This window comes from Cohnella silvisoli (assembly GCF_021190915.1).
Lineage (GTDB): Bacteria > Bacillota > Bacilli > Paenibacillales > Paenibacillaceae > Cohnella > Cohnella silvisoli.
In genome coordinates this window covers 517,427-543,315 of the sequence record NZ_JAIOAP010000002.1, presented here as the reverse complement: position 1 = coordinate 543,315, position 25,889 = coordinate 517,427, and the positions used below count along the sequence as shown (strand labels likewise).

The window sequence follows — 25,889 nt, the reverse complement described above, 5'->3', positions numbered from 1 at the left end:
AGGGGTTGCCATGTTAATCGGAATATCGAATTTGATTTCACCGGAGTTGCTGAAAGCCATGATGGAGATGGGCCACGGCGACGAGATCGTGATCGCGGACGGCAACTTCCCCGGAGCCAGCCATGCGCAAAGATTGATCCGCGCGGATGGGCACGGCATTCCCGAATTGCTGGACGCCATACTCCACTTGTTCCCGCTCGATCCTTACGTAGACAAACCGGTTTCGCTTATGCAGGTTACGCCGGGAGATACGGTAAAGACGCCGATATGGGACACGTATGGTGAAATTATTGAAGCTCGCACGGGATTAACGGCTCCCTTCGAGGAAGTGGAGCGTTTCGCCTTCTACGAGCGGGCTAAGAAAGCCTATGCCATCGTCGCGACAGGCGAAGGGGCATTATACGCGAATTTGATTTTGAAAAAAGGCGTAATTAAGGAGTAACGATAGGCTGTTTATCAATGAAACCCTGATCTCCACTCATAAGTGGGCTCAGGGTTTTTTAATGTTAGGTTTACAATTTTTAACAAATATCGAACCATAAGTTAACATTGGAACTCTATTATTTAGATTATAAAACCATATTTATCAAGGGAGAGAAAAGAATGAAGTTTCTCGCGAAAAAACGATTCATGTTATTATCATTAACGTTGGTTCTCGTTCTCTTGTTTAGTACACAAATCGCGCAAGCAACCGAGTTCGCGTTGAAAGCCATTTCCGTCAAAGCCAAAGTCATCATCAACGGCGGGGAAGTAAAGCTTGCCAAGGAGCCCGTCATCGTTAACGGCAGTTTATATATTCCGGTTAAAGCGTTTGGAGACGCTCTCGGTCAAAAAGCGACTTGGGACAACGTCAACAAAACGCTTACGCTGCAACAATATCCGTTTACTTCAGGCGTCTACACTTGGAAAAACGCTCCGGATCTCGGGTTAGGCCTGAAGGAAGGCGGCTTCTCCGGACTGATTCACATTCCGGGCGATCCGGATGACGTATTCTACTCGATCGCCGACCGTGGACCGAATGGGCAAATCACGGTAGATAAGACTGTGAACCGTACGTTCCCAACACCCGATTATGCTCCGCGTTTCTACAAAATCCAGTTAAAAGACTCGGAAATTAAAATTCTGGAGACAGTAAAGCTGCAACTGCCCGAAGGCAAAGCTGACGTGTATACGAAAAACCGTTACATTACGGGTTTCAGCAATATTGGCACGGACGAGAAATCATACGACAACACAGGTAAGGTGCTGTTTCCTCTAGATCCGGACGGATTGGATCTCGAAGGCATCTCGTACAGCCCGTCCGACGATACGTTCTGGATAAGCGACGAGTACCGTCCTTCCCTTATTCAAATCAAACGCGATGGTACTCTCCTTGGCCGCTATGTTCCATTCGGCGACAAAGAAAAGCTTAAAGGCGCGCAAACGCCTATTTATGAAGCTATTCCTGCTATTTACTCCAAACGTATCGTTAACCGCGGATTTGAAGGGGTAACGATTTCTCCGGACGGTAAATTTCTGTACGCTTCGATCCAAAGCCCAATGGCCGTGCCGGATAAAGCGACTGGCGAAGCTTCCCGCAACCTTCGAATTTTGAAAATGGATTTGTCGACAAAGCAAATCGTAGGCGAATTCGTATATGCCGCTGAAGACGCGAAATCTTTCGTTAACGTAGCCCAGAAGGATGTCGTCATTTCCGACCTTCACGCTTTGGCTGCCGATGTGCTTCTTGTTGACGAGCGCGACAAAAACGAAGGCGCAGCCGCGCAAATCAAACGCGTATACAAAATTGATCTATCCAAAGCGACGAACATTCTAACTAACGAAATCAGCAAAACCGTCGAAGGAACTTCATTGGATCAACTTAAGGCTGCAGGCATCGCAACAGCTCCGAAAGAACTTGTTCTCGATCTTACCAAGCTGAACTATCCGTTTGAGAAATTCGAGGGCTTAACCGTACTGAACAAGAACACGATCGTCATCGCGAACGATAACGACTTCGGAGTTGGCGAGTATGATGCCAATGGCGTTCTTAAAGTAACCGATAAACAAACGCAAGTGTGGACGATCGAAGTCAAAGATTTGTGGTAAGTTTCATCAATTTCACGCTAATTCAAACTGCTTGGAATAAAGGTGCGCATACACGCCATCGCGTGCCAGCAACGCTTCGTGCGTACCTTGTTCCGCAATACCGTCCTCAGTTAATACGATAATTCGCTTGGCATTGCGGATCGTGGAAAGACGATGGGCAATGACGATGGTTGTACGCCCTTTTGCTAATGATTCAAGCGATTCCTTGACAATGCTCTCGCTCTCGTTATCAAGCGCGCTCGTTGCCTCATCAAAGATGAGAACGGGTGGATTCTTTAAGAATACGCGAGCGATGCTTAGCCGCTGCTTTTGACCGCCGGACAGCTTGACACCTCGTTGTCCGATATAGGAGTGGTAGCCGTTCGGCAAGTTCATGATAAAGTCATGGGCATTGGCGTGTTTGGCGGCCGCGATAATTGCTTCTTCGCTCGCAGCTGGATTTCCATAGCGGATATTTTCCATTACCGTTCCCGCGAAAAGGTAAATATCTTGCTGTACGATCCCGATGTTATTTCTTAATGACCGAAGATCGATATCCCGGACGCTAATCCCGTCTAGTAATACGTCCCCATGGGTCACTTCATAAAAGCGAGGGATGAGCGAGCATAATGTCGTTTTTCCCGCACCAGACGGCCCCACCAACGCAGCGTACTCTCCCGGTTGCACGCGAAGCGACAGGTTTACCAATACACTGTCCAAATGGTCTTCGTAACGGAAGGAAACTTGCTTGAACTCAATTTCGCCATGTACCTCCGAAAGGATCAAGGCATTCGGTTTGTTTTCGATCGTCGGCTTCAAATTCATGATTTCCATAAAACGCTGGAAGCCCGTGATTCCTTCTTGAAACTGAGTGCTCATATGCGTCAATCGTTGAATGGGCTCAATCATAAAGCTGATATATAGCAAGAAAGTAATCAAATCCGCTAAATCGAGCGTGTTGCCGACGATACTGGCGCTGCCAAAGAGGATCACCGTGATCGTAATCAGTTGGATAATCGTTTCGACACCATTGAAATAATACGCTTCAGCCTTGTACGTTTTCTTCCGGCTATCGAGGAAACGATTATTTGCCCGGTTAAACTTCTCGATCTCGACATGCTCGTTGGCAAACGATTTGACTACGCGGATTCCCGATAAACTATCCTCTACTTGAGCGTTTACGTCCCCGATTCGTTCTTTGTTTCTTCTTAATGCCTTGTTCAACATCTTATTGAAATACAATGAATAGACACCTAAGATCGGAAAGAAACAGAATACGGCAATGGTTAAGGGCGCGTTAATCGAGAACAAAATGACAAATGCTCCAATAAAGCGAACGAGATATTTGACGTAGTCTTCTGGACCATGATGGTATAGCTCGGAAAGCAACAGCAGGTCGTTCGTTATTCGAGACATGAGCCGACCTGTCTTTTCCTTATCGTAAAAACCAAAGGAAAAAGTTTGCATGTGCGCGAACATCTCGCTGCGCATATCACTTTCCATACGAGCGCCGACTTCATGACCTTTGTAGTCTATAAAGTAGTTCCCGATATTCTGGATCGCGACTAAAACAAGCATCAGCCCGCCAATCCTATACACGCTGCTTAGCGCAGAGGATAAGTCCCCTTTCAGAACAACTTTCGTAATATGCTGTACAAGCAACGGAAACACCAAAGTCGCAGCAGATACGACAAAAGCACAGGCCAATACCCAAAGAAATAACGATAAATACGGTTTGTAATAAGAAAAAAACTTTTTTACTGGAAAATGCATGGTTTTACCCCTTTTTCGTGTTAATTAAATAACACATATAAGGGCGTACACCGTTAACAAATTTAAGTAAGTGTTCCACCCTTATATGCTGGTATGGTGGCGTGATTCATCAATTTTTCCATGTAAATTGCCTCCTTGTTCGTTAATGCTACCATTATAAGCGATATCTTACAGAAGCAGACGGGTATATTTCAGTTATATACATTTATTACTTATTTCAATTTTTGGAGTGAGAGAAATGTCTGATCAAATGAATGCGACAAGCGGTATCTCGAAATCGGCGGACGAGGGACCGGCCGCATGTTCAGTATTGTTTTGCTTCCGGAATTCGAAGCCGTCGGCAGTGTCGGGTACTGGGATCGCAAGTGGAAAGAAGAGAGCGTCTATGAGATAGGCTGGAGCATCCTGCCGCCATATCAAGGCAGAGGCTTAGCGACCGCAGGAGTCGCAGAAGCTATAGCCAGTGCCGGTGTTGAGCAGAAGCATAGGTTTATTCATGCGTTCCCGTCTATTCACAACCCGGCGTCGAACGCGGTTTGTCGGAAGCTCAACTTTTCGCTGATGAGTCAGTGCGAATTTGAATACCCGCCAGGGAATATCATGCAGTGCAACGACTGGCGACTAGAGTTAAATAAATAAAAGCATATGTAGAATCGAAAGAATTTCGAAACAATATTTTCTGCTTGGATTTGCACGGGTTTATTCTTATATTTAACAAACAGCGCTTTGGAAGGGTTGCCGCTTGCCTTGCCGTTAGCGCTCTTCAGCTACGTACTTATTTTAACTTCAAGTAAATCGGATGAAAAAATAACAATGGGCGAATGCTAGCTTCATTGCCGATTCGCAGACGGGATATTGTAACCGCCAAGTATTGGGGAATCATTATGTTCACCATATTGGCATTCCTGACTATGTTGCTCTGGCTCCCCGTCTACTTTGCATTCGGCGCTCGGATCATACAAATTATCGAATATATTATCGCTTTTGCCCTAGCGGTAATACCTATCTTTTTTCTTCGCAACCAAGAAGATCCGCATATTCTTCTAGATCATTTATACCGTGAAAAAAATCTTTATTGGGAGGGAGGCATTTGTCTGGTTAGTATGTTCATATCTTGGATCATCTCTATCCTTGTGTATGGACGTAGAAATATATAGCTGCCATAAACTAACTTTGCAATACCAGAGCCGAATTTTTAGAGTATAAAGAGTATTCCTTGACAGGAATATTCTTTATCATGTATATTTTCAATATAAATACAAAGACTTAAGAAATGAAGGCAGGAGGACTGGACAATCGGTCTGTGAGGGGATGACCGTGTGATGGATACGACAACATTGAGTGCACTTGCTGAACCCAACCGTTTACACATAGTTGAACTATTGCGCGAAGGCCCTCTCACTGTGGGGGTTATCGCAGATCGGCTTCGGCTCCGACAGCCTCAAGCGTCCAAACATCTCCGCGTCCTTCTTGAAGCAGGGATAGTCGAGCTACAAGCAGTCGCCAATCGCCGTATCTACAAGTTGCGTCCAGAGCCATTCAAAGAACTGGACGACTGGTTGGATTCTTACCGACGCGGTTGGAACGAGAGATTCGACGATTTAGATTCTTACCTGTCGGAATTGCAGCAAGAGTAAAAACATGCAGAACATTAGAAAATCATTATGAAATCAACCGAGGAGGAACTACTGTAATGACCACCGATAACGCCGCAAATAAAATGACTTCGAGGGCAGAAGGCCGGGAGCTTATACTGGAGCGTATCTTCGATGCGCCACGCGAGCTAGTTTTTAAGGTTTTCTCGGAATCTGAACACTTAAAGCGCTGGTTTGGGCCGAAAGGCTGGACACTTCCGGTTAGCAACCTCGATTTCCGTCCGGGTGGGGTCTGGCATTACTGCATGAAATGCACAGATGAGAGCAATGAATATTACGGCCAAGAATCTTGGGGTAAAACCGTCTACCACGAAATTGTGGAGCCGGAGCGGATTGTTTACGTCGACTCGTTTTCCGATGCGGAAGGCCATATCGTCAAGGATATGCCGGAAACGCTGATCACGATGACCTTCGTCGAACATGAAGGCAAGACAAAACTGATTAATCACGCTCAATATGCATCGGCCGAAGCACTCAAGACCGTTATGGATATGGGAATGCTCCAAGGTATTACCGAAACTTGGGACAATCTGGATAAATATTTGGAAGAAATCAAGTAAGGTACTTTGTGAATACGGGATAACAAAGAAGTCCGCGTTTATCGCGGGCTTTTTGTTATAGGATAAACACTTGATTCTATCTTTTCAGAGAGGATATTCTTCTTGCAATAAGTCTTGTCACTTGAAACGCTAATTTGGAGAAGGAAGCGTTTTTCGGATAGGCCAAGTATCTTTGTTCCCAGACCGGATCAAATTTTTCCTTGAATTGGCGAATTCCCTGAAAACGATAGAAATGATCGCCTTTCAAAAAGATCCAACGTGCCATCCGTTCCCCACGATGGGAATAGACCGATTCTCCAACACTGGATAGAGGTGCCATCCCCAAGTTAAATCGTTCGTATCCTTCTGATTTGGCCCATTGCAAGAGATGCACGAACATCATGTCCATAATTCCGTTAGGCAGGCCCATTCGGTAACGCATTAAGTCGATGGAAATGGATTTTTTGCCTTCATAGGTAGGCATCAAACTCGCGAATGCGGTAAGCCGTCCTTCCCGATCTCGCAGCAGCGCGACCGGTGCCAACTCTAAATAGATCTCTTGGAACGCTCCGAGAGAGAAACTTTTTTCATTGCGTTCCTTGAGCCATTCATCCGATACTTCCTTCATTTCCATCATCAGCAGTGGAGTGAAAGGGGGCAGGACGATTTCAAAAACGTAGCCTTTCCGTTCATATCGGTTGCTAACCGCTCGCAAGTCTGCTTTTCTGCGGCCGCTCATATGAAATTGATCCAGCATGACGACTGCTTCCTCTCCCAGCTTGAAGAAACGGAATCCGAATTCGTGGTACATCGGCAAAAACTCGGCTTTTACTTGATAGAAGGCGGCAACCGCCGCATGTTGATCTGCGAATTCCCGAAACTGCCGGACGGCAAGCCGGATGGAAGCAGGATCCCCAATCGGATCGCCGAGGGCGATCAACGATTTGCCAATTTGGCCATATGCCAACATCGCTTTCTCATCCGTCGTCCAGAAGAAGCTTTTGTCCCCAAGAAAATGGAGATGAGTCAAATAATTCCCGCTATTCGTCTGCAGAAAATGTTGAAGCTTGGCGAATTGCCGGCTTTCCGGCAGCGGACTGGAAGGAAGCTGAGGACGAAGCAGCCATCTTGCCGTCAAGCCCATCCAGCTTGCCAGAAGTGCAAAAAGGGCTTCACGGACAAGCTCTTGATCCCTTAATAAATAGCGGTCTTGCAACTTTGCGGGAAACCACCACTTCGGACCATTGTTGGTCAAGTTGCTGACCGACAAATAGAGTACGGTTACGAGAAGCATAACTGCTGTCCAGAGCATCATTTTCCTGAGTGGATACACGGCTTGTTGGCGATGAAACCGGCTTTTGGATATCCATAAGAGAAGGAAAACGATTCCGAAAAAAAGGGTCTCTTCATAGTCAAAACCTTTCAGGAGTGAAAAAATAGAGCCAGCTATTAAAAGAACAAGCGTCGCATAGTATGCCCGCTTCACTTGCAACCAGATTCCTTCCGAGACGATGAGCATCAGAAGGCCGACAAGAACAGTGACCTGGTGGGAAAATCTCATCGTCACCGGGGTCACATATTGCTCTAGAAGCTGCATTCGGTGCCATTCTCCCGGCGTTGCCGCCGATAAGAGCAAGAGCAGCCCGCTTATAAAAACGAGTGCCGAAAGCGCCCAATTGCCGATATCTCTCAGAATGACCGCCTGATCGGGCCAATGCCAGAAGGCGTGCCAACGCTTGACAGCGGGCTTAAGTATTTGCTGGGTGGCGGTATCCCGCACTTCCCGATTCGGCATCCACTCCGATGTCGCAAGTACAAGGCCGATCGTCCATGGGATAAAGTAATAGAACACCCGGAACAGCAGAATAGCAGCGAACGCACGGCCAGGCATTACGTCGAAGTATTGCATGCCTAGCAGGGCGATTACGTCGAAGGATCCGAGGCCCCCTGGGACGAAGCTAGCGATTCCCGCCATTGCGGCTATGACAAAGATGCCTGTCGTTTCTCTGAAATCGAGGTGAATATGGAGCGTATGTACAACCACCCAGAAAGTAAAAGAGGCTGCCAGCCATTCGATGATCGAAGTGAAGACGGTCCCAACGGCAACAGTCCAACGGGAATCGGTTTCACTCTCCAAACCGATCGCATTTTTCAACTTTGGCATTCGTGGAAGCAAGAGAAATACAACGATATAAACGGAAAAAGCGATAGCGACGATTGTCATCCATAAATGATTTTTCAGCATACCGTGATCGGACCACACGCCGGCTAAAAGAAGGATTCCCAGAAAAGACAACCCGGTCATCATGGACAGAGTCAGATACAACACCGATTTAAGCAGGCCGGCGGTTTGCAATCCTCTTTTACGATACATCATCAGACGCAAGCCCGCTCCGGTGAAACCGGCGAAACCCATTGCATTGTTGAATGTATTAGCGATCCAACTGATTTTCCAGAGCGTGAGAAGAGGCAATTTCATCTGATTCCATCTCAGCAGCAAAAAGTCGTATGCAGTCATGACCGCGACGGCACAAAGACTGACGGCGAGCAGCAACAGATGGTCCCTGAATTTCAAACGGCCCATAATATGCAGCGCGATGCCGGGTTTGATTTCCTGCAGGAATTGATGCGTCTGCCAGAATAGAAATAATAAAATCAGGACGGGTAAAACAAACTTGACGTTTTTTTTCCCGCGTTCGAAGATGCGTGCTGCGAAATCGTTCAAACTAACCCTTCTTTCGCGTACTATATATCTCAATATAGCAAATCAGTATGATTTATCAAGGAACAAGCATGTTAGAAAATAGTCTGACCTATTACGTTCACGCGCTTGTGTACGGTTGCTTTTTTTTCGTGCCATCTGGGCTCTTTGTGCATAAGGTAAAGGACTTAACAAATATCGGAGGTAATAGCAATGCATTGGTTTTCCATCTTGGCTATTGGAATCGCCTCGAACGTGGATAATTTAGGAATCGGGTTGGCGTTCGGCGCACGGTCAACGAGGGTGACGATCATGTCGAACTTGGTCATCGCGCTGCTTTCAATGATTGCGACGTATATCGCGATGTCGGCAGGAATTTTAATATCAAGGATACTCCCTCCCGATAGGTCGAACTTAATTGGCGGCATCATAATCATCATGATGGGTGGATGGGGAATTTTGTCCAGTTTAAGATCGCGGGAAGGCCAGAACAGCCGCCGTTCTGCGCGGAATCCAGAAAGAGCTGATAAAGACCGAAATCACGTCATCTCTTGGCGAGAATCCATCTCTTTAGGTTTGGCGCTGGCGCTTAATTGCATCGCTACCGGTTTCGGGGCCGGCGCCAGCGGAGTCTCTCCGGTGTACACAGCTTTGTCAGTCGGCATCTTCTCTCTAATTACTGTAGGCTTGGGTTTTCGTATCGGATTAAAAATGGCGAATAGTTGGATGGGGCGGTATTCTGAATGGTTTGGAAGCATTTTGCTGATCGCTATCGGTTGCTATGAAACCTTTGTATAGGGATTTTTATTGGCCGACCCCCCCATTTTTAACTCCGATCAGAAGATGAAGTAGGTATTTCCATTCGAATGTCGAAATAACAAGTTGAACCCATCTTTGAGGAGGAAGTCGAATGGACAATCAGCCTATCTACAAAGATAATAATTTTACGATAACGAAGGAACTGTTCATTAGCGGCAATACTCGGTTCGCCATTCAACACTTGTGTTCGATAAAATTAATTAAATCCAAAAGGCAGGTTCCGTATACGTTGCTCGTTATCGAATTGCTGCTGATTGCCTCCGGATTCGTCTGGGATTTTCAGTTTCATTCGCTCGTAACGCTGCTTGGTTTTCTTGGCTTGATCGCCTCGATCTTAATTTATATCTTCGTTAAACCCGTACACAAACTCATGCTGGTGTTCTCTTCGGGCGAGAAGGAAATGATCGGAGTGACGGACTACAACTACCTCGAAGGACTTGCCAATGCCTTTAGCCGTTCGATGGTGGAGGCGAGGTCGAGAAGCTAGTTGTAAAGCTAGACAATACATAAAAATGAAACAAAAAAACCTCCAATCTCACCGCGATGGCGAAGTTGGAGGTTTTGAGCGTTCTATTGCTTATTTGGATTCGCCATTTAAGTAATTAAAGAACGGTCCATCTACCCAGAAATCATAGTTGATAACCTTTACCGTCGGATCGAGTTTTTTGAATCCGGACGTAACCGTCGCCGATTGCTCCTTCAAGGAGAAGGACTGGGCGTAATAATGGCCTTTTTCGATTTTGTTGTTGGATATTTTCTTGTAGTTATTAAGTTCCGTCAAGGAGTAGTACAGCGGCTGCCACCATGAGCCATAGATGAGCCCGGGTTGCTTGTCTTCGTTCTTCTTGGCATATTGCAGTACGATTTGATCGAACCTAGCTTTGTCCGACGCCGTACCGAACTCAAAGGCGATATCGTACTCTTTGGCATATTCGATATAGTTCCCGTTCTCGATCTGAACGACTTCATACAGGTCGGACACGCCGGGATCTCCCCACTCCTTCAAGTAGATGAAGGCGGAAGTTTTAGGCTCGAATTGGACTTTGGCTTTGATCCCTTCGCTGCGGAGAAGACCGATGAGCTGGAGCGCGTGCTTCAGGTCCGAGTGACCGTAAGTAAGCGACAAGGAGTCAATGAAGTTGGCGTCGAAGCGGCTGTCCTTCAGGTTATAGCCGGTTACGAGATTTTGCTTAAGCGCTTCGTCCACGATTTTCTGCAGCTCGGGAGCTTTAATGATATCGGATGTGCTGTAGGCATCGTTTAGTTTGCTGAAGATATCGGAATCCGAAGAATAACCGATGTAGTGCTTATATTCGCCTTTAGCCTCCAGGACTTTACCTAATAATACGGTTGTTAGCGAGGAAGATGCAGCGGAATTGTTCTTGATTAAACCATAATAATCGGCGGTCAGAAGTCCGGTATCAACGGCGGCGGCTAGCTGTTGTGCGACTTTGGAGCCGTAAGCGTTCGCCTTCCAATTTAACTTTAACGAGGCGAGAGTTTTCTGAACTTTGACTTTCGGGTATGTATAGGCGAGTTCTTCGAGACCCGATGCATTCAATGCAAGTTGCACGGCCTCAATCGCGCTAAGACGCTCGGATGCTTTGGCCGATGCGGAGACGGCGGCAATGGAGGGATTTGTTCCGAGAACGGCCACAATAGCTGAAGCATATTGCCCTCGCGTAACCTTCTCTTGAAGGATGACTTTGTATTTTTCCTTGAGGAAAAGGGCGTATTCCTTAGCGATGGCTGAAGATGCTAAGCTGACAGTGGAAGCAGGAACGCCGGATGCTGTAGCCAGCGAGTTGGAGCCTACAGCGGTAGTAGACAATAAAATGGCGGACGCGAGAAGCAATTTGGTGCCTAGCTGTAAATGATTTTTCATGTTTAATCCTCCAATATCCTATGGAAATACTATGAATAATAGTGACGATCATACCACCCTCGCAATTCGCTGTCAATCCATTGACACGGTCTGTTTTTGTGCTATATTAATAAAAACCAATCGGATAAGTATGATATCTACCGGACGAACCGGAGATATTTAGCGTAAGCGCTAAGTATCTTCGGTTTTTTTATTCGTCGAAGGATTTAGCGATCGCGATGGAGTCGCGCGGATATCGGGGGGAAGAAGGGCGTACTCCGATAAGTGAATACCGGATACGCCCTGCTGACATTGCTGTATTGACGATAAGCATCGCGTTATTGGTTAGCGTAGCTCTGGTGTGATTTCAGCCATAATCTCGTAAGATCTTAAACGAGCTTGATGGTCGTAAACCATTGAAGCGATGATGAGTTCGTCGGCGCCGGTCTCATCGACAATGGTTTGAAGTCGGTTGCTTACTTGCTCCTTGTTGCCGACGACGGAATAGCTGAACTGCTTGCGCACGGCGGCTTCCTCGTGAGGCGACCATAGTTCATCCATGCTGTCGACCGGCGGGGGGAGCTGACCGAAACGGCCGCGGATGAGATTTAGAAACGTTTGCTGCTGGGAAGTCGCCCATCGCTTGGCAGCCTGCTCCGTATCGGCGGCAATGGCGCTCACTCCAACCATGACATACGGCTTTTCCAATACTTCGGATGGTTTGAAGTTGCTGCGGTATAACTGTAAGGCAGGCAATAAATAGTCGGGGGCGAAATGGCTAGCGAAAGCAAAGGGCAATCCCAATTGACCGGCCAATTGCGCGCTGAATCCGCTGGAGCCGAGCAGCCATATCGGGATGTTCTGGCCTTCGCCGGGAATGGCCCGAACGGCATTGTTTACGGTTCCGGCGGCAGGGTTGAAATAAGACCGAAGCTCGCTTAAGAGCTCGGGGAAGTCCTCGCCGCCGGTTCCTAACCCTCGGCGTAACACGCGCGAAGCGGCTTGGTCGGATCCGGGAGCTCTGCCTAATCCCAAATCTATCCTGCCGGGATATAACGATTCAAGCGTGCCGAATTGCTCCGCGATAACGAGCGGGGCATGGTTCGGCAGCATAATGCCGCCGGAGCCGACCCTAATGGTCGACGTTCCGGCGGCTATATATCCAATGACGACGGAAGTTGCCGAGCTAGCTATACCCGGCATATTATGATGCTCCGCAACCCAGAAGCGGTGATAACCCCATTTTTCGGCATGGCGGGCAAGATCTAGCGTATTGTGGAAAGAGACGGCAGGCGTGCTGCCTTCGGTAATCGATGCGAGATCAAGGATGGATAAAGTTACGGAGTTGGATGAGTTCATGCGATAAATACCTCCCTAATTGTGCAGCTGCGTTCGTGCCATTCTGTAAATTATGGTCAATATATTGACCATATAGGCATAAGAAACCTGCAACTCCATTTGCATGCGCGTGTTACTTGTCGTCCATATTCTCGATCAATTGCTTCAGGCATTTGTTGAAGGAAGAGAGCTCCTCCAGTTTAATATGCTCGAACGAAGCTTCGTTGTTGGCAATGCCGCAACTATCGAGATGATGCAACGCTTGTTTCCCTTTGTCCGTAAGGCTTACCAGAGTAACCCGGCGGTCGCCTTGCGCCTCGTAAGTCGTTACGTACTGGCCTTGCTTCAGGCGTTCGATCATTCCGGTCATATTTTGCTTCGTCACGAGCGTGTTTTTCCCTAATTGCTTCAAGGAAAGGTCGCCGTTGGACAAAGCCGATAGAATAAACCACTGATGCACGCTCGTAAGTCCCGCCTCGGAAACGAGCTTGCGGCCAATCCGCTCAAGCAGGTTCGAGCAGCGGAAAATATTAACGACGATACTGCCGTGAAGCTGGTCTTGGTTATCCACAACGATTACTCCAAAAGTCAATTTATTGACTTAATCCTAACCAATAGAAGATCAAGTGTCAATCGAACGAACGGTAGAAATGACATCTTACAAAATGAAATCTTACTATTGACATCAAATATAGGCCATGCTAAATTATCAATGTAAACGTTTTCCCGTTATTAATTTCCGATGATGGTAGGTTAGATTAATGCAGGAATTTAACATTAAAGATGTTGCCCGATTGGCCGGCGTATCGATTGCTACCGTTTCCAGGGTCCTGAATGGGACGAAACGGGTCAATCCGGAAACGCGGGAAAAAGTGATGAAGGTTATCGAAGCTACCGATTTCAGACCAAACGCGTTGGCGAGAGGTTTGATCAGTAAAAGAACGAACGTTGTTGGTGTTATGATACCCGATATATCCAACGAGATTTTTTCTCGTTTTGTAAACGGTCTTGAAAGCGTTTTAGAACCGAATGGCTACAGTCTGTTTCTAGGAATAACCAATGGAAAAGAAGAAACCGAATTGAAGTACCTGCAATTGTTTGAAGATAAGCAAATTGACGGCATTATCTTGTCCGGTGTCAGCTATTCGAAAAACCATAAACACTTTTTCCAGAAAACCCGGATGCCAATCATTGTATCCGGCCAGCAATTCCGGGATTCCGGAATTCCTTTCGTGAATATCGAGAACGTCGCAGGCTCCCATATGGCAACAACCTATTTGTTAAATAAAGGGCACAAAAAAATCGGGTATATTTCAGCTCCATTATTTGACATTGCGGTCGGGGTGAACCGGTTGGAAGGCTTCAAGAAAGCGATGAAGGAATGGCAATTGCCGATCTCCAGACAGAGCGTTGTCGTTGCAGACTCTTTCAAAACAAGCAGCGGATATGACGCCGCGAAAAAACTAATGGAGCTGTCTGTCAAGCCAACGGCAATATTCGCGGCCACCGACCGCATTGCAATCGGTGCTATGAATTATCTTTACGATAATGGATATTCTATACCTGAAGATTGTTCGGTCATCGGATTTGACGACATTGAGGTTTCCTCGTTGCTCAGACCGTCTCTAACGACCGTAAATGTAGATTATGTGGAGTCGGGATTCCAATCGGGCAAACAACTGCTGAAGCTGTTAAATCGGCAACCGGATGAGGTAGTCGGCGATATCCTGTTGATGCCGTCGCTTTCGATTCGAAACAGTGTAAGCGAAAGGAATTAAAAGGAGCTTCGTCAAGCGGAATTCCTCTTTTTTTGATTAATTGGGAAAAGGTTTTCCTGATATAATTTACCAGATTATAAGTTGGAGGTGGTTAGATAACGATCCCGTCTGCTGAAATGAATCATTTCCGAATTGATGCAAAAATCTAATCAACTATTTTCAGGGGGTAATGAATTTGAGAAAAAATGTATTGATGATCCTTAGTCTTGTTCTAGTGTTTACGTTGGCTGCATGCGGCTCTTCCAAAAACGGCGAAACCGCCAGCAAGGAAGCGGTTCAAGGCAGCGGTAAAAAAGTGGAAGTGACCATGTGGAGGACTATAGGCTCTCCAGAAGAAGACAAATACTTCAATGAACTTGTTGATTCCTTCAATAAAAGCCAAGAGAAGCTGGTAATCAAGCAAACGACTTTCCCGGGCGATACTTATCATGATCAAGTTCATGCCGCGGGACTCTCGAAAGGACTTCCGGATCTTCTTTATCTCGACGGAACGGAAATGTCTTACATGGCTTATCAAGGGTTCCTTGCGCCTTTGGACACGTACTTGCCAGACGATTTGAAGAAGGATCTTCTGCCATCTCTGATCAAGCAGGGAACGTATTCGGATGGTAAGCTCTATTTGCTTGGACAATTCGACAGCGGTTTAAGCTTCTGGGCGAATAAAAAAATGCTAGAACAAGCAAAAGTCAGAATTCCCAAAGGGATAGACGATGCTTGGTCGAAAACGGAATTCGATGATGCGCTTGCAAAGTTGAAGGCGATCCCGGAAATAAAATTTCCGCTGGATTTGAAAATCAACTATGGTGCCGGATACTGGATTTATTCCTACCTGCCGTGGGTTGCCGGTTTTGGTGGAAACTATATGAACGCCGACACGAAATTGTCCGAAGGAACGTTAAACGGTCCGCAAACCGTCGAAGCGTTTCAATATTTGCGAACATTGATTGATAAAGGTTATGTCAATCCGACGCAAACGAACGATGACGATTTCTTCGGCAAGAAAGTGTCCGCGCTGTCATTGGTCGGACATTGGATGGAGCCTACGCATAAAAAAGAATTGGGGGATGACGCCATTCTTGTTCCGTTCCCTAATTTCGGCAAAGGCGTCTTCACCGGCATCGGAAGCTTGGGCTGGACCATTACCGCCAGCGCTAAAGAAAAAGGCGTCGATCAACAGGCTTGGGAAGTGCTTAGCCACTTCATGTCACCGGAGAATATCAAGAACGTCAGTGCCGCGAACGGTGCGGTTCCCGCGAGGATTTCCGTCTTGAACGAGATTCCTGATTATCAGGAGGGCGGCAGACTGTATTTGTATCGTGAGCAATTGGAGAAGGGGAATGGCATCGTACGTCCCGTCACTCCCGCTTTCTCCGTATTCCAAAAAGAGATCGGCCAAGCCGCCATGGACATCGTGAACGGCGCGGACGTAAAAGGAATGCTGGACAAAGCAGCTAAAGCGATTGATCAAAGCATCAACGATGCGGGTTACAACAATAAGTAAGTAAACATCCGGTAGCGGAGCAATGGAGTTGTTGACCGGTCATCCTTAAGGCGACGGGTCGACAACTCCTTATGTTTGCCAACGAGCAGAATGTTCCCGAAACGGGATCCGATGAAGAGGTGGTTCGAATGCGTACCAAAACCAACAAATATTTAAGGCAGGAAATGACAGCATGGTTCATGAGTGCTCCGGCTCTGATCATTTTACTCTTGTTTATGATCGTACCGTTATTGATGTCCGTGTACTTTTCGTTTACGAACCGTATGCTGATCATGCCTCCGCATCTATCTACGAAGTTTCTCGGCTTGGAAAATTATCGGAGAATTCTCGAGCAGAACGATTTTTTCATTGCTTTAATGAATACTTTGAAATTCGCTTTGGTTGTCGTCCCGGTTCAGACGACGCTCGCCTTGCTTCTAGCTTTGCTGATCAATTCGAAACTCCGGTTCATTTACTTCTTCCGGACCGTTTTTTTCAGCCCCGTCGTCATAACGATGGTTGTCGTATCGATTATTTGGTCGCTGCTGCTGGCTCCTGGTCCGGAAGGATTCATCAATTCCTTTCTCAGTCATATTACCTTCGGCGCTTTTGAACCGAAAGCCTGGTTGTTTGACAAACATTCTTCACTGTACGCCATTATGATGTTTTCCATTTGGCAGGGCGTCGGTTTTCAAATGATTATTTTTTTGGCGGGCTTGCAGTATATCTCGAAAGATTTGTACGAAGCGAGCGGGTTGGATGGGGCGAGCAAAATACAGCAATTTTTTTATGTCACCCTTCCGCAATTAAGAAATACATCCGTTTTTATTATGATTACAACGACGATATTCGCCTTCAAATTGTTTACTCAAGTTCTTGTATTAACGAATGGCGGACCGCAGGATTCAACATTGACTCTCGTTTATCTACTGTATTCCGAAGGGTTCACCAAAATGAAGATCGGATACTCCTCCGCCATCGGAGTGCTGTTCTTCCTTATCGTGCTGCTCATCTCCATTGTCCAAATGAAGCTGACGAAAGTGAACCGGGAGGGATAATAAATGAAACGGATAGGCAGATTAAAGGTCAAAAAAATAAGGCAGAACGTTTATCATTACGTTTTATTGATTTTTTTCTTTTTGATTTTCATTTCTCCGATCGTATTAATGATTCTGTCTTCGTTTAAGGAAGATGAAATACAAATCATTAAAGATATGAGCAGCATCCAAGCTTTTTTGCCGAACGGACCGATGGGATTTGAGAACTATGTAAACGTATTTCAACGCATGAATTTCTTCAAATTTTTCACGAACTCGGTCATTATCACGGTATCCACAATTGTTGTCGGTATTTGCTTCAATAGCATGTTTGCTTACGCGCTGGCCAAACTGGAGTTTAAAGCCAAACACATTTTATTGCCGGCCATGATTGCGCTTATTATCGTTCCGGGCGAAACGCTATCCATACCGTTGCTTCTGCTTGTAAATAAAATGGGACTCATCGACACTTATGCGGTTCAGATCATCCCGTTTGTCGCGGAACCCTTTTTCATCTTTTTGTTTTATCAATTTTTCAAGGAGCTTCCCAAAGAAATCATGGAGGCGGCGATTATCGACGGGAGCAGTTATTTTGGAATTTATAGAAGAATCATACTCCCTTTGTCCAAGCCGGTCTTTGCATCCGTCATTATTTTCAACGCGTTGGGCCGTTGGGGAGACATCATGTGGCCGGTGCTCGTTACCCGCGGTGAAGATGTACGTCCGCTTCCCCTCGCGATGCAGGCGCTGTTTACGATCAACCGTAACAATTGGGGGGACATTTTTGCATTTGCCACGATGGCGACATTGCCGATTCTTCTGCTGTTTTTGTTGTTTCAAAAGCAATTCATCCGCTCCATTGCCAGCACTGGCGTAAAAGGGTAATGTCGGTCATTTCCTTTAATCCAAAATATAGCTAAAGAAAAGGTGTCTGCAAATGAATCGATTATCTCATCAAGAAGCACTGAACATTGCCGGAGCTTCGGTGGAAGAAGCCGTCGGATTCGTAATGGAAGATCCGCATCGTGTAACCTATCACGCAAGCGCGCCGGTCTTTTGGATGAACGATCCGAACGGCTTGATTTATTATCAAGGGGAGTATCACCTGTTTTATCAGCATAATCCTTATGGAGTCGAGTGGGGATCCATTCATTGGGCGCATATGAAAAGCAAGGATCTTATTCATTGGGAGCACCTGCCGATGGCTTTGGCGCCCAGTGAAGAATATGACCGCGATGGTTGTTTTTCCGGGAGCGCCGTAGAGCATGAGGGCCGCTTGTATTTGTTTTACACGGCTAATCGGTTCACGTCTGCGAAAGGCTTGCCCGACGATTTGATACAGCAGCAGTGCGTCGCCGTCTCTTCAGACGGAATCAACTTTGACAAAATCGAACAAAATCCCGTAATCGCGGCTCCGCCCGAATCGATCGGTCAGACCAATCATTTCCGCGACCCGAAGGTTTGGAAGCGCGGGGATGCTTGGTACATGGTGCTCGGCACGAAAAAACACGGACGGGGAAAAGTCGTACTTTATCATTCCGCAGATTTGATACAATGGCAGTTTCTTGGCGTATTGACCGAGAGCGACGGCACGCTTGGCCACATGCACGAGTGCCCGGATCTTTTCCCGCTCGGAGGAAAGGACGTGCTGCTTTATTCGCCGGAGGGCGTGGGAGGGGAAAGTTTATCCGGTTATAGTATCGGAGAACTCGATTACGACAAAGGGGTTTTCCGTCATGGAGCTTTTCGGCGCTTGGATTATGGATTCAACTTTTATGCGCCGCAGACGATGACGGACGATCGGGGCCGGCGGATCTTATTCGGTTGGATGCCGATGAACGGCAAGAGTTTGGACAAAAGCTGGGCCGGCTGCATGACCCTCCCAAGGGAATTGAAATATACAGGCGGAAACAGGCTGCAAATACAGCCTGTGGATGAGATGAAATTGCTGCGGACAAATCATCTGAAGGTTGAAGAATACTTCATTACGGATCATCGCCGTCATGCGTTCCGGGGAATTTCGGGAGATTGTATCGAGATGATCGTCGTATTTGATCTGCACAGAACGGATGCGAAGCAATTCGGTTTGCATGTACGTAGGTCGAAGGATGGACGTGAGAAAACGGTCGTCAGCTATGATGCCGAAACCGGAAGCGTCTCGATCGATCGAACCCATTCCGGCGAAGGGGACAAAGGAGTGAGAGAATGCGCGGTCGAAGCGGATCGGGATAGGACGTTGAAGCTGCAATTGTTCCTTGATCGGTCTACATTGGAATTATTCATTAACGAAGGCGACGCCGTGATGTCCGGCTTTATTTTCCCCGATCCGGCCAGTACGGGGATCGAGTTGTTTTCCGTTGGAGGTACTGCTGTCGTTCAAAGCTTGGATTTTTGGGAAATGGCTCGATGAAACTTTTTGAATTGCTCCGGACTCATTCTCTCTACCTTCTTAAATACCGAACTAAAATAACTCGCGTTATCGAAACCGGTCCGCGAGGCAATTTCCTGCATCCTCAAGCTAGGCTCGAGGAACATCCACTCTTTGCTTCTATTAATCCGCTCCCGATTCACGTACTCCATCGGCCGCATCTTCAGCGTTATTTTAAATAGATGACAGAGATACTGGGCGCTTACGCCGATACAACTCGCCATCTCGTCGATAGTAATGGCGCGATGGCAATTAGCTTCGATAAATTGGATAACCGGGTGAAGCTTCAAGTAGCTGTGCGTCGCCGAGGGTGCGCTAGTCCATACGTTTCTCATAAGATCGAGAAGAAAGGCGTATAGAAGCTTCGAGCATTCCATGCCGACGAACGGGCGTCCTGTTATCGCAACGGCATAAATGTTTTTCATATATATTTTACACGCGAACAGAACGTACGCTTATTCTTTTGTGCTGAAAGGAATTATCGATTAAACTGATCGTGAGAAAATTTTTAGGAGGCATCAAATGAGTATCCGATATCATTCAGAAAATCGATTATTTCATCTACAGACTCCGAATACGAGCTATATCATTCAGTTGAATAAGAGCGGTGTTCCCGTGCATGCCTATTGGGGGCGTAAAGTCGCTGACGCTCCTTGGGACGGCATGTTGGACTATCAGGAGAGAGCATCCTTCTCGCCTAACCCGTATCCGGACGATCGTTCCGTTTCCTTCGATACGCTTCCCCAGGAATATCCGGCATACGGAACGAGCGATTTCCGCCATCCTGCTTATCAGGTTCAATTAGCGGACGGATCAACGATTACGGAACTTGCTTACGTGGGGCATCGGATCGTACAAGGGAAACCGGGGCTTGAAGGCTTGCCATCCACGTATGCCGAGAAGGCGGAGGAAGCGGAGACGCTGGAGCTTACGCTAGAGGATGGGAAAACGGGACTTCGCGTCGTGCTTTCCTATACTGCTTTCGCTGAACATGACGCCATCGTGAGATCCGTAAAACTGGTGAATTTTGGCTGGGCGGAATGTCGCGAATCTACCATCGTCTATACCGGAGTCGGTTATGCCGCGGCATCTACAGGGACAAGATGAGACCGGTGCTCGTGAACAACTGGGAAGCGACTTATTTTCAATTCAACGCGGATAAAATCGAGAGTATCGCCAAAGTCGGACAAGAGCTCGGCATCGAACTATTCGTGCTGGATGACGGGTGGTTTGGAAAACGGGATAACGACGATTCCTCGTTAGGCGACTGGAAAGTGGATTATCGTAAATTGCCTGGCGGGTTGGCTGATTTGGCGTCGCGCGTGAACGGCTTGGATATGCAGTTCGGACTGTGGTTCGAGCCGGAGATGGTATCTCCGGATAGCGACTTGTACCGGGCTCATCCGGACTGGTGTCTGCACGTTCCGGATCGTCGGAGAACCGAGGGCCGCAAACAGCTCATACTCGATTTATCGCGCGAGGACGTATGCGATTATTTGATCGAGTCGGTTAGTTCTGTGCTTCGATCCGCACCGATTACCTACGTGAAGTGGGACATGAACCGCAATATGACGGAAATCGGCTCAGCGTTATTAGCGCCCGAACGGCAACGCGAGACCGCTCATCGCTATATGATCGGATTGTACCGGGTGTTGGAGACGATCACTTCCGAGTTTCCTAACATTCTGTTCGAGAGCTGTTCAGGCGGCGGCGGTCGGTTTGACCCGGGCATGCTCTATTACATGCCTCAGACATGGACAAGCGACAACTCCGACGCCGTCAGCAGATTGCGGATACAATACGGCACAAGCATGGTGTATCCGATTAGCACGATGGGTGCCCACGTGTCCGCCGTGCCCAATCATCAGGTGCATCGCATGACTTCGTTATCAACCCGCGGTAATGTCGCGATGTCGGGCAACTTCGGCTATGAGTTGGATTTGACCCAAATGTCGGAGGAGGAAAAAGCGGAAGTAAAGCTTCAGATCGAGCAATACAAAGAAATCCGCCATCTCGTGCAATTCGGCGATTTCTTCCGGCTTCGCAGCCCGTTCGAAGGAAACGATACCGGATGGATGATGGTCGCCGAGGATGGCTCTGAGGCATTCGCTGCGTACTTCCGAGTGCTGGCTGAACCTGCTGCACCGCTCGATTGGCTGAAGTTCAAGGGACTTGACGCGGGAGCGAAGTATCGTCTTGCCGGCAGCGGAGTTATATACGCTGGCGATCAACTTATGTACGCCGGACTTCCCGTCCCTCGCCTCCAAGGCGATTATCAGAGCTTTGTGTGGCGCTTTATCCGCGTGTGAGTTATGAATCGTGCAACCCCTCAACTTTTCAATAAGTCGGGGGCTGTTTGCATTCTCCGCGCTGTGAAGGCCAATAAAGTGCCCTCGCGCCTCGGTGGGATGGAGATTCCGCATTGCGAAGGCCAATAAAGTACCCTCACGCCTCGGTGGGATGGGGATCCCGCGCTGTGAAGGCCAAAAAAGTGCCCTCGCTCTTCGGTGGGATGGAGATTCCGCATTGCGAAGGCCAAAAAAGTGCCTACGCTCTTCGAGTGTATTGCATCTCCATGTCATGAAGGTCACAAAATTGCCTCCGCGTATCGCATGCTGTATCAAACCTTCTCTTTTGCATAAATAGTTTCGTTTTTTCAAAGACTATGTAATGGAGGTGGTCGAAATGGATCAGGAAAGCGGAAAGCAGCAAATAGTCGCCGTACGTAAGAACGGCGATGGCGACATCGTGGAACTGCAGTTGTCGTCCGGTCAGGTCGTTGGGTACAAAGAAGCCCAGCAGATGGCCAAAAATGACCAAATCGAGAATGTTAACGTTTTTAAGGGTCGCGACGGCGATGAGCATCTGAGGTCTGACGCGGATGGACGCACGGACAACAATTTAGATCAGCTGCCAACATTCTAGAAGGCAACCCAAGAACCGCCGAAAGGCGGTTTCTTTGCGTGACGAAAAATGAAAACCAGATTACTTTTTTTGCGTCATCGGCAGGGTTTTCGGCGGAGAGTTGTTCGAAATCGACTAATTCTTGCGCGGGAGGGGTTATAGGCGAGGAGTTACTCGAAGAATCCGGCTAATTCGTGCGTGGATGGGTTTTAGGAGGTGAGTTACTCGAAGAATCCGGCTAATTCGTGCGTGGATGGGTTTTAGGGGGTGAGTTACTCGAAGAATCCGGCTAATTCGTGCGTGGATGGGTTTTAGGGGGTGAGTTACTCGAAGAATCCGGCTAATTCGTGCGTGGATGGGTTTTAGGAGGTGAGTTACTCGAAGAATCCGGCTAATTCGTGCGTGGATGGGTTATAGGGGGTGAGTTACTCGAAAAACCAGGCTAATTCCATGTTCCTTTTTCATTAGAAAACTCGTATGTACAACATGTGTTTATAGATAAACCATGAATGTGTATTTTGCATTTTTAACAAAATAAATTGTTGTAATTACTCATAATTAGCTATAAACTAAGACTTGAATGATGTACGTACAAGTTGAACGATCTAGACAATATTTTATCAGGAGGATTTCCTTATGTTGCAATTGAAGCCATACGTATTCTGGTTTATAACAGGCAGCCAGCATCTCTACGGCCCGGAGACTTTGGAAGAGGTCGCAGCCCACTCCCAAGAAATAGCCAAGGGATTGGCGGAAGATGCAAGTATTCCGTTTCCAATCGTATTCAAGCCGGTCGTCAAGACGCCCGAGGAAATCCGTAAAATATGCATCGAGGCGAATTCGGACGAAACTTGCGCGGGAATTATCACATGGATGCATACGTTCTCGCCGGCTAAAATGTGGATTGCCGGACTATCCGAATTACGCAAGCCGTTGCTTCATTTCCATACGCAGTATAACCGCGATATCCCTTGGGATACGATCGATATGGATTTCATGAACACGAACCAAGCTGCTCATGGCGATCGCGAATTCGGCTTTATCGGTGCACGGATGGGCATCGCCCGCAAAGTCGTCGTCGGCCATTGGAAGGATGCTCAAGTGCGGGGGAGAATCGGTGGTTGGGTTCGTACAGCGGCAGCATACGCGGAAAGCCGACAGCTTAAAGTTGCTCGTTTCGGAGACAACATGCGACAGGTTGCCGTTACTGAAGGCGATAAAGTCGAAGCACAAATTAAATTCGGCTGGGCTGTGAACGGTTTCGGCGTAGGCGATCTCGTAGAGCGCATGCGTGCAATACCTCAAGAAGCGGTAAATCAACTTCTGAGGGAGTATGCCGAGCAATATGACATTGTAGAAGCGGGTCGCACGCCGGGGCCAATTCGCGATGCGATCGCTTACCAAGCGCGTATCGAGCTTGGGCTCAAATCGTTCTTGGAAGAAGGCGGTTTTACCGCTTTCACGACGACGTTCGAGGACTTGCACGGATTGGAGCAGTTGCCGGGTCTAGCCGTTCAGCGCCTCATGGAGCAAGGATACGGTTTCGCTGGGGAAGGCGACTGGAAAACCGCCGCGCTTACCCGCCTCGTAAAAATAATCGCCGGCGGCGTAGACACTTCCTTCATGGAAGATTATACGTACCATTTCGAGCCTGGCAACGAGTTGGTTCTTGGTGCGCACATGTTGGAGATATGCCCAACCTTAGCGGCATCCAAACCGCGCATTGAAGTTCATCCGCTCGGAATCGGAGGCAAATCAGATCCGGCACGTATCGTTTTCGACGGTAAAGGCGGAGCCGCCATTAACATTTCTATCGTCGACATAGGCAATCGCTTCCGGATGATCGTCAATGAAGTAGATGGCCTAAAAGTAGATAGAGCCATGCCGAACCTTCCTGTCGCTCGCGTGTTGTGGAAGCCGAAACCGTCGTTGCAGCAAGGAGCCGAAGCGTGGATTTTAGCCGGAGGAGCTCACCATACCGTATATTCGTTCGCCGTTACGACGGAACAAATGCTCGACTTCGCCGAAATCGTCGGCATAGAGTGCGTCGTGATCGACAGCAATACGAATCCGGTTCAATTCCGCAACGAGCTGCGTTGGAGTCAGATTGCTTGGAAGTAAACATTCATCATAATGTTAATGATGTATAATCGGATAACGGATAAATACCCCGTCTCACTCACTCTGAGGACGGGGTATTTATTATACGGCTATCCACTGCCGGTCTTGGTTGTCATTTCGCCCGAGGGGGCGGAGGGAGCAGATTCGGCTCCTTATTAATTCTGTTGTTCTTATTGAAATTATACACGCGGATCACGATTATCTTGAGGATGGCGTAAGTAGGAACAACGATAACCATGCCGAGCGGCCCGATGATCGCTCCCACGCCGATGACAAGCAGCATGATGGTAAGAGGGTGGACATTTAGCTGCTTGCCCATGATTTTCGGTGCTATCAAGTTCGCTTCGATCTGATTGGAAATGACGATTATCGCGCATACCTGCAGAACCGTTATTGGAGATATGGTTAGAGCAACGATAACGGTAGGGACGGCTGCAAACAACGGACCCAAGTAGGGGATAACGTTAGTTATCGCGGCTACGAGTCCAAGAAGCAACGGATAAGGAAGGTCGATAATCAAATAACCGCAGAAAGTGAGCGTTCCGATTATGAGCGATGTAATGACTTTGCTCATAATGAAGGAACCGATAGACGTGTCGATTTCCTTCAAAGTAGGCAGTACTTCGTTGTGCCAACGATCGGGAATAAACTTCAGCACGAGAGCAGGGAATTTGTGGCCTTCACTAAGCATGTAATAGATGATGAACGGAACGAGCCCGAGCAGCAAGAAAAAATTCATCGCGATATTGAATACGCTTCGCACGCTTCCGACTACCGAGTTCAGTAAATCCCCTAGCATTGTAGATAGCTGAGACGAAAGATTTCCGGTAGAGAAAGTATCGTCTTTGCTAATATTTTGCACCCATTGGTGTTTCTGGACCGAGATTAACCACTGTTTGACGGATTCGACGATATCCGGGAAATTCTGCACAAGCGTAAGCGACTGATCGCGGATAGGCGGCCAGATCAACCAGGAAAACAGCAAAATGAGGCCGAGTACGGATAAGTAGACAATAACGATAGACAAGGAAAGCGGAAGCCGCTTCGCGAGCAGCCGAACGGGCGGACGGAACATGTAATAGAACAATCCCGAAATCACGATAGGTACGAATAACGCGGCGAGCATTGAGCCTATCGGATCAAACAGATAGTCAACCTTCGAGGCTAGAAAAGCGATAAGCAGGATAACGATTAATCCGTAACCGATGCGAAACCATTTTCCTTGCGGCATAGTAGTTAGCCCTCTCCCTTAAATTGAAATTTGGAATAGCCATCGATCCATCTGCATAGGCTTAGGAGATCGTGGAGGATAGCGCCGCGAACTTTCTTACGACTTTTTTGAAAATGAGGTGAAACTTTTCATAATTTTCGCTATAATAAATGTA

20 protein-coding genes and 3 pseudogenes are annotated in these 25,889 nt (G+C 47.5%); 16 read left to right on the top strand and 7 right to left on the bottom strand.

Going from position 1 to position 25,889, the window contains the following annotated elements; genetic code table 11:
• Window positions 1-10: 10 nt before the first annotated feature.
• Both K7P76_RS06165 and K7P76_RS06160 read left to right on the top strand, forming a co-directional pair.
• The gene (locus tag K7P76_RS06165; protein ID WP_232184279.1) at window positions 11-442 is read left to right on the top strand and encodes an RbsD/FucU family protein; all 432 of its coding nucleotides are present in this window, start codon (window positions 11-13) and stop codon (window positions 440-442) included.
• 161 nt (window positions 443-603) lie between these two features.
• Complete coding sequence (locus K7P76_RS06160) at window positions 604-2,088, top strand: esterase-like activity of phytase family protein (protein WP_232184278.1); 1,485 nt, start codon at window positions 604-606, stop codon at window positions 2,086-2,088.
• A 12-nt stretch (window positions 2,089-2,100) separates the two neighbouring features.
• Here the strand turns inward: K7P76_RS06160 and K7P76_RS06155 are convergent, their stop codons facing one another.
• On the bottom strand, window positions 2,101-3,840 hold the full coding sequence (locus K7P76_RS06155) for an ABC transporter ATP-binding protein (RefSeq protein ID WP_232184277.1): 1,740 nt from the start codon (window positions 3,838-3,840) through the stop codon (window positions 2,101-2,103).
• A gap of 261 nt (window positions 3,841-4,101) precedes the next feature.
• On the opposite strand from K7P76_RS06155, the pseudogene K7P76_RS06150 reads away from it, so the two are divergent.
• From K7P76_RS06150 to K7P76_RS06140, 4 genes and pseudogenes are all read left to right on the top strand, one after another.
• Window positions 4,102-4,479 (top strand): annotated as a pseudogene (locus K7P76_RS06150) (GNAT family N-acetyltransferase); the annotation flags it as partial.
• 179 nt (window positions 4,480-4,658) lie between these two features.
• Window positions 4,659-4,997: pseudogene (locus tag K7P76_RS33625) on the top strand (ABC-2 transporter permease); the annotation flags it as partial.
• Window positions 4,998-5,162: 165 nt separating this feature from the next.
• Entirely contained in the window at window positions 5,163-5,477 is a 315-nt protein-coding gene (locus K7P76_RS06145) for an ArsR/SmtB family transcription factor (protein ID WP_232184477.1), read from the top strand.
• Between the two features lie 56 nt (window positions 5,478-5,533).
• On the top strand, window positions 5,534-6,055 hold the full coding sequence (locus K7P76_RS06140; protein ID WP_232184276.1) for an SRPBCC domain-containing protein: 522 nt from the start codon (window positions 5,534-5,536) through the stop codon (window positions 6,053-6,055).
• A gap of 76 nt (window positions 6,056-6,131) precedes the next feature.
• Here the strand turns inward: K7P76_RS06140 and mprF are convergent, their stop codons facing one another.
• Complete coding sequence (gene mprF, locus K7P76_RS06135; protein WP_232184275.1) at window positions 6,132-8,759, bottom strand: bifunctional lysylphosphatidylglycerol flippase/synthetase MprF; 2,628 nt, start codon at window positions 8,757-8,759, stop codon at window positions 6,132-6,134.
• A gap of 189 nt (window positions 8,760-8,948) precedes the next feature.
• On the opposite strand from mprF, the gene K7P76_RS06130 reads away from it, so the two are divergent.
• Together K7P76_RS06130 and K7P76_RS06125 are read left to right on the top strand one after the other, a co-directional pair.
• Window positions 8,949-9,533 carry a manganese efflux pump gene (locus K7P76_RS06130; RefSeq protein WP_232184274.1) on the top strand — a complete coding sequence of 195 codons (585 nt, stop codon included), beginning with the start codon at window positions 8,949-8,951 and terminating at the stop codon, window positions 9,531-9,533.
• A 112-nt stretch (window positions 9,534-9,645) separates the two neighbouring features.
• Entirely contained in the window at window positions 9,646-10,041 is a 396-nt protein-coding gene (locus K7P76_RS06125; protein ID WP_232184273.1) for a DUF6232 family protein, read from the top strand.
• Window positions 10,042-10,131: 90 nt separating this feature from the next.
• Here K7P76_RS06125 and K7P76_RS06120 read toward each other — a convergent pair whose 3' ends face one another.
• The 3 genes from K7P76_RS06120 to K7P76_RS06110 form a co-directional block, all read right to left on the bottom strand.
• The gene (locus tag K7P76_RS06120; RefSeq protein WP_232184272.1) at window positions 10,132-11,439 is read right to left on the bottom strand and encodes a hypothetical protein; all 1,308 of its coding nucleotides are present in this window, start codon (window positions 11,437-11,439) and stop codon (window positions 10,132-10,134) included.
• A 324-nt stretch (window positions 11,440-11,763) separates the two neighbouring features.
• Window positions 11,764-12,777, bottom strand: coding sequence for an LLM class flavin-dependent oxidoreductase (locus K7P76_RS06115; protein ID WP_232184271.1), 1,014 nt, complete (start codon window positions 12,775-12,777; stop codon window positions 11,764-11,766).
• 112 nt (window positions 12,778-12,889) lie between these two features.
• A complete protein-coding gene (locus tag K7P76_RS06110; protein WP_232184270.1) occupies window positions 12,890-13,327 on the bottom strand; it encodes a MarR family winged helix-turn-helix transcriptional regulator in 438 nt (145 codons plus the stop codon).
• A gap of 190 nt (window positions 13,328-13,517) precedes the next feature.
• Between K7P76_RS06110 and K7P76_RS06105 the strand changes: the two genes are divergently transcribed.
• The 5 genes from K7P76_RS06105 (at window position 13,518) to K7P76_RS06085 (ending at window position 19,461) form a co-directional block, all read left to right on the top strand.
• Window positions 13,518-14,534, top strand: coding sequence for a LacI family DNA-binding transcriptional regulator (locus tag K7P76_RS06105; RefSeq protein WP_232184269.1), 1,017 nt, complete (start codon window positions 13,518-13,520; stop codon window positions 14,532-14,534).
• A gap of 175 nt (window positions 14,535-14,709) precedes the next feature.
• Complete coding sequence (locus K7P76_RS06100) at window positions 14,710-16,035, top strand: ABC transporter substrate-binding protein (RefSeq protein WP_232184268.1); 1,326 nt, start codon at window positions 14,710-14,712, stop codon at window positions 16,033-16,035.
• 128 nt (window positions 16,036-16,163) lie between these two features.
• On the top strand, window positions 16,164-17,072 hold the full coding sequence (locus K7P76_RS06095) for a carbohydrate ABC transporter permease (RefSeq protein WP_232184267.1): 909 nt from the start codon (window positions 16,164-16,166) through the stop codon (window positions 17,070-17,072).
• 3 nt (window positions 17,073-17,075) lie between these two features.
• Entirely contained in the window at window positions 17,076-17,936 is an 861-nt protein-coding gene (locus tag K7P76_RS06090) for a carbohydrate ABC transporter permease (protein ID WP_232184266.1), read from the top strand.
• Window positions 17,937-17,988: 52 nt separating this feature from the next.
• On the top strand, window positions 17,989-19,461 hold the full coding sequence (locus K7P76_RS06085; RefSeq protein WP_232184265.1) for a glycoside hydrolase family 32 protein: 1,473 nt from the start codon (window positions 17,989-17,991) through the stop codon (window positions 19,459-19,461).
• Here K7P76_RS06085 and K7P76_RS06080 read toward each other — a convergent pair.
• Complete coding sequence (locus tag K7P76_RS06080) at window positions 19,428-19,904, bottom strand: helix-turn-helix transcriptional regulator (RefSeq protein WP_232184264.1); 477 nt, start codon at window positions 19,902-19,904, stop codon at window positions 19,428-19,430. The two genes, K7P76_RS06085 and K7P76_RS06080, sit on opposite strands and share 34 nt — an antisense overlap.
• A gap of 97 nt (window positions 19,905-20,001) precedes the next feature.
• Here K7P76_RS06080 and K7P76_RS06075 point away from each other — a divergent pair.
• From K7P76_RS06075 to araA, 3 genes and pseudogenes are all read left to right on the top strand, one after another.
• Window positions 20,002-21,788: pseudogene (locus tag K7P76_RS06075) on the top strand (alpha-galactosidase).
• A gap of 376 nt (window positions 21,789-22,164) precedes the next feature.
• Window positions 22,165-22,404 (top strand): DUF3892 domain-containing protein, encoded by a 240-nt coding sequence (locus tag K7P76_RS06070; protein WP_232184263.1) that lies wholly within the window; start codon window positions 22,165-22,167, stop codon window positions 22,402-22,404.
• A gap of 615 nt (window positions 22,405-23,019) precedes the next feature.
• Window positions 23,020-24,504, top strand: a complete 1,485-nt coding sequence (araA, locus tag K7P76_RS06065; RefSeq protein WP_232184262.1) for an L-arabinose isomerase — start codon at window positions 23,020-23,022, stop codon at window positions 24,502-24,504.
• Window positions 24,505-24,616: 112 nt separating this feature from the next.
• Here araA and K7P76_RS06060 read toward each other — a convergent pair whose 3' ends face one another.
• Complete coding sequence (locus K7P76_RS06060) at window positions 24,617-25,735, bottom strand: AI-2E family transporter (protein WP_232184261.1); 1,119 nt, start codon at window positions 25,733-25,735, stop codon at window positions 24,617-24,619.
• Window positions 25,736-25,889 lie beyond the last annotated feature (154 nt).

Bases quoted from the DNA above. Each gene is read 5' to 3' on its own strand.
- K7P76_RS06165 (WP_232184279.1), top strand. From the start codon at position 11: ATGTTAATCGGAATATCGAATTTGATTTCACCGGAGTTGCTGAAAGCC.
- K7P76_RS06115 (WP_232184271.1), bottom strand. From the start codon at position 12,777: ATGAACTCATCCAACTCCGTAACTTTATCCATCCTTGATCTCGCATCG.
- K7P76_RS06060 (WP_232184261.1), bottom strand. From the start codon at position 25,735: ATGCCGCAAGGAAAATGGTTTCGCATCGGTTACGGATTAATCGTTATC.
- K7P76_RS06120 (WP_232184272.1), bottom strand. From the start codon at position 11,439: ATGAAAAATCATTTACAGCTAGGCACCAAATTGCTTCTCGCGTCCGCC.
- K7P76_RS06140 (WP_232184276.1), top strand. From the start codon at position 5,534: ATGACCACCGATAACGCCGCAAATAAAATGACTTCGAGGGCAGAAGGC.
- araA (WP_232184262.1), top strand. From the start codon at position 23,020: ATGTTGCAATTGAAGCCATACGTATTCTGGTTTATAACAGGCAGCCAG.
- K7P76_RS06105 (WP_232184269.1), top strand. From the start codon at position 13,518: ATGCAGGAATTTAACATTAAAGATGTTGCCCGATTGGCCGGCGTATCG.
- K7P76_RS06125 (WP_232184273.1), top strand. From the start codon at position 9,646: ATGGACAATCAGCCTATCTACAAAGATAATAATTTTACGATAACGAAG.
- K7P76_RS06090 (WP_232184266.1), top strand. From the start codon at position 17,076: ATGAAACGGATAGGCAGATTAAAGGTCAAAAAAATAAGGCAGAACGTT.
- K7P76_RS06145 (WP_232184477.1), top strand. From the start codon at position 5,163: ATGGATACGACAACATTGAGTGCACTTGCTGAACCCAACCGTTTACAC.
- K7P76_RS06085 (WP_232184265.1), top strand. From the start codon at position 17,989: ATGAATCGATTATCTCATCAAGAAGCACTGAACATTGCCGGAGCTTCG.
- K7P76_RS06095 (WP_232184267.1), top strand. From the start codon at position 16,164: ATGCGTACCAAAACCAACAAATATTTAAGGCAGGAAATGACAGCATGG.
- K7P76_RS06080 (WP_232184264.1), bottom strand. From the start codon at position 19,904: ATGAAAAACATTTATGCCGTTGCGATAACAGGACGCCCGTTCGTCGGC.
- K7P76_RS06070 (WP_232184263.1), top strand. From the start codon at position 22,165: ATGGATCAGGAAAGCGGAAAGCAGCAAATAGTCGCCGTACGTAAGAAC.
- K7P76_RS06160 (WP_232184278.1), top strand. From the start codon at position 604: ATGAAGTTTCTCGCGAAAAAACGATTCATGTTATTATCATTAACGTTG.
- K7P76_RS06130 (WP_232184274.1), top strand. From the start codon at position 8,949: ATGCATTGGTTTTCCATCTTGGCTATTGGAATCGCCTCGAACGTGGAT.
- K7P76_RS06155 (WP_232184277.1), bottom strand. From the start codon at position 3,840: ATGCATTTTCCAGTAAAAAAGTTTTTTTCTTATTACAAACCGTATTTA.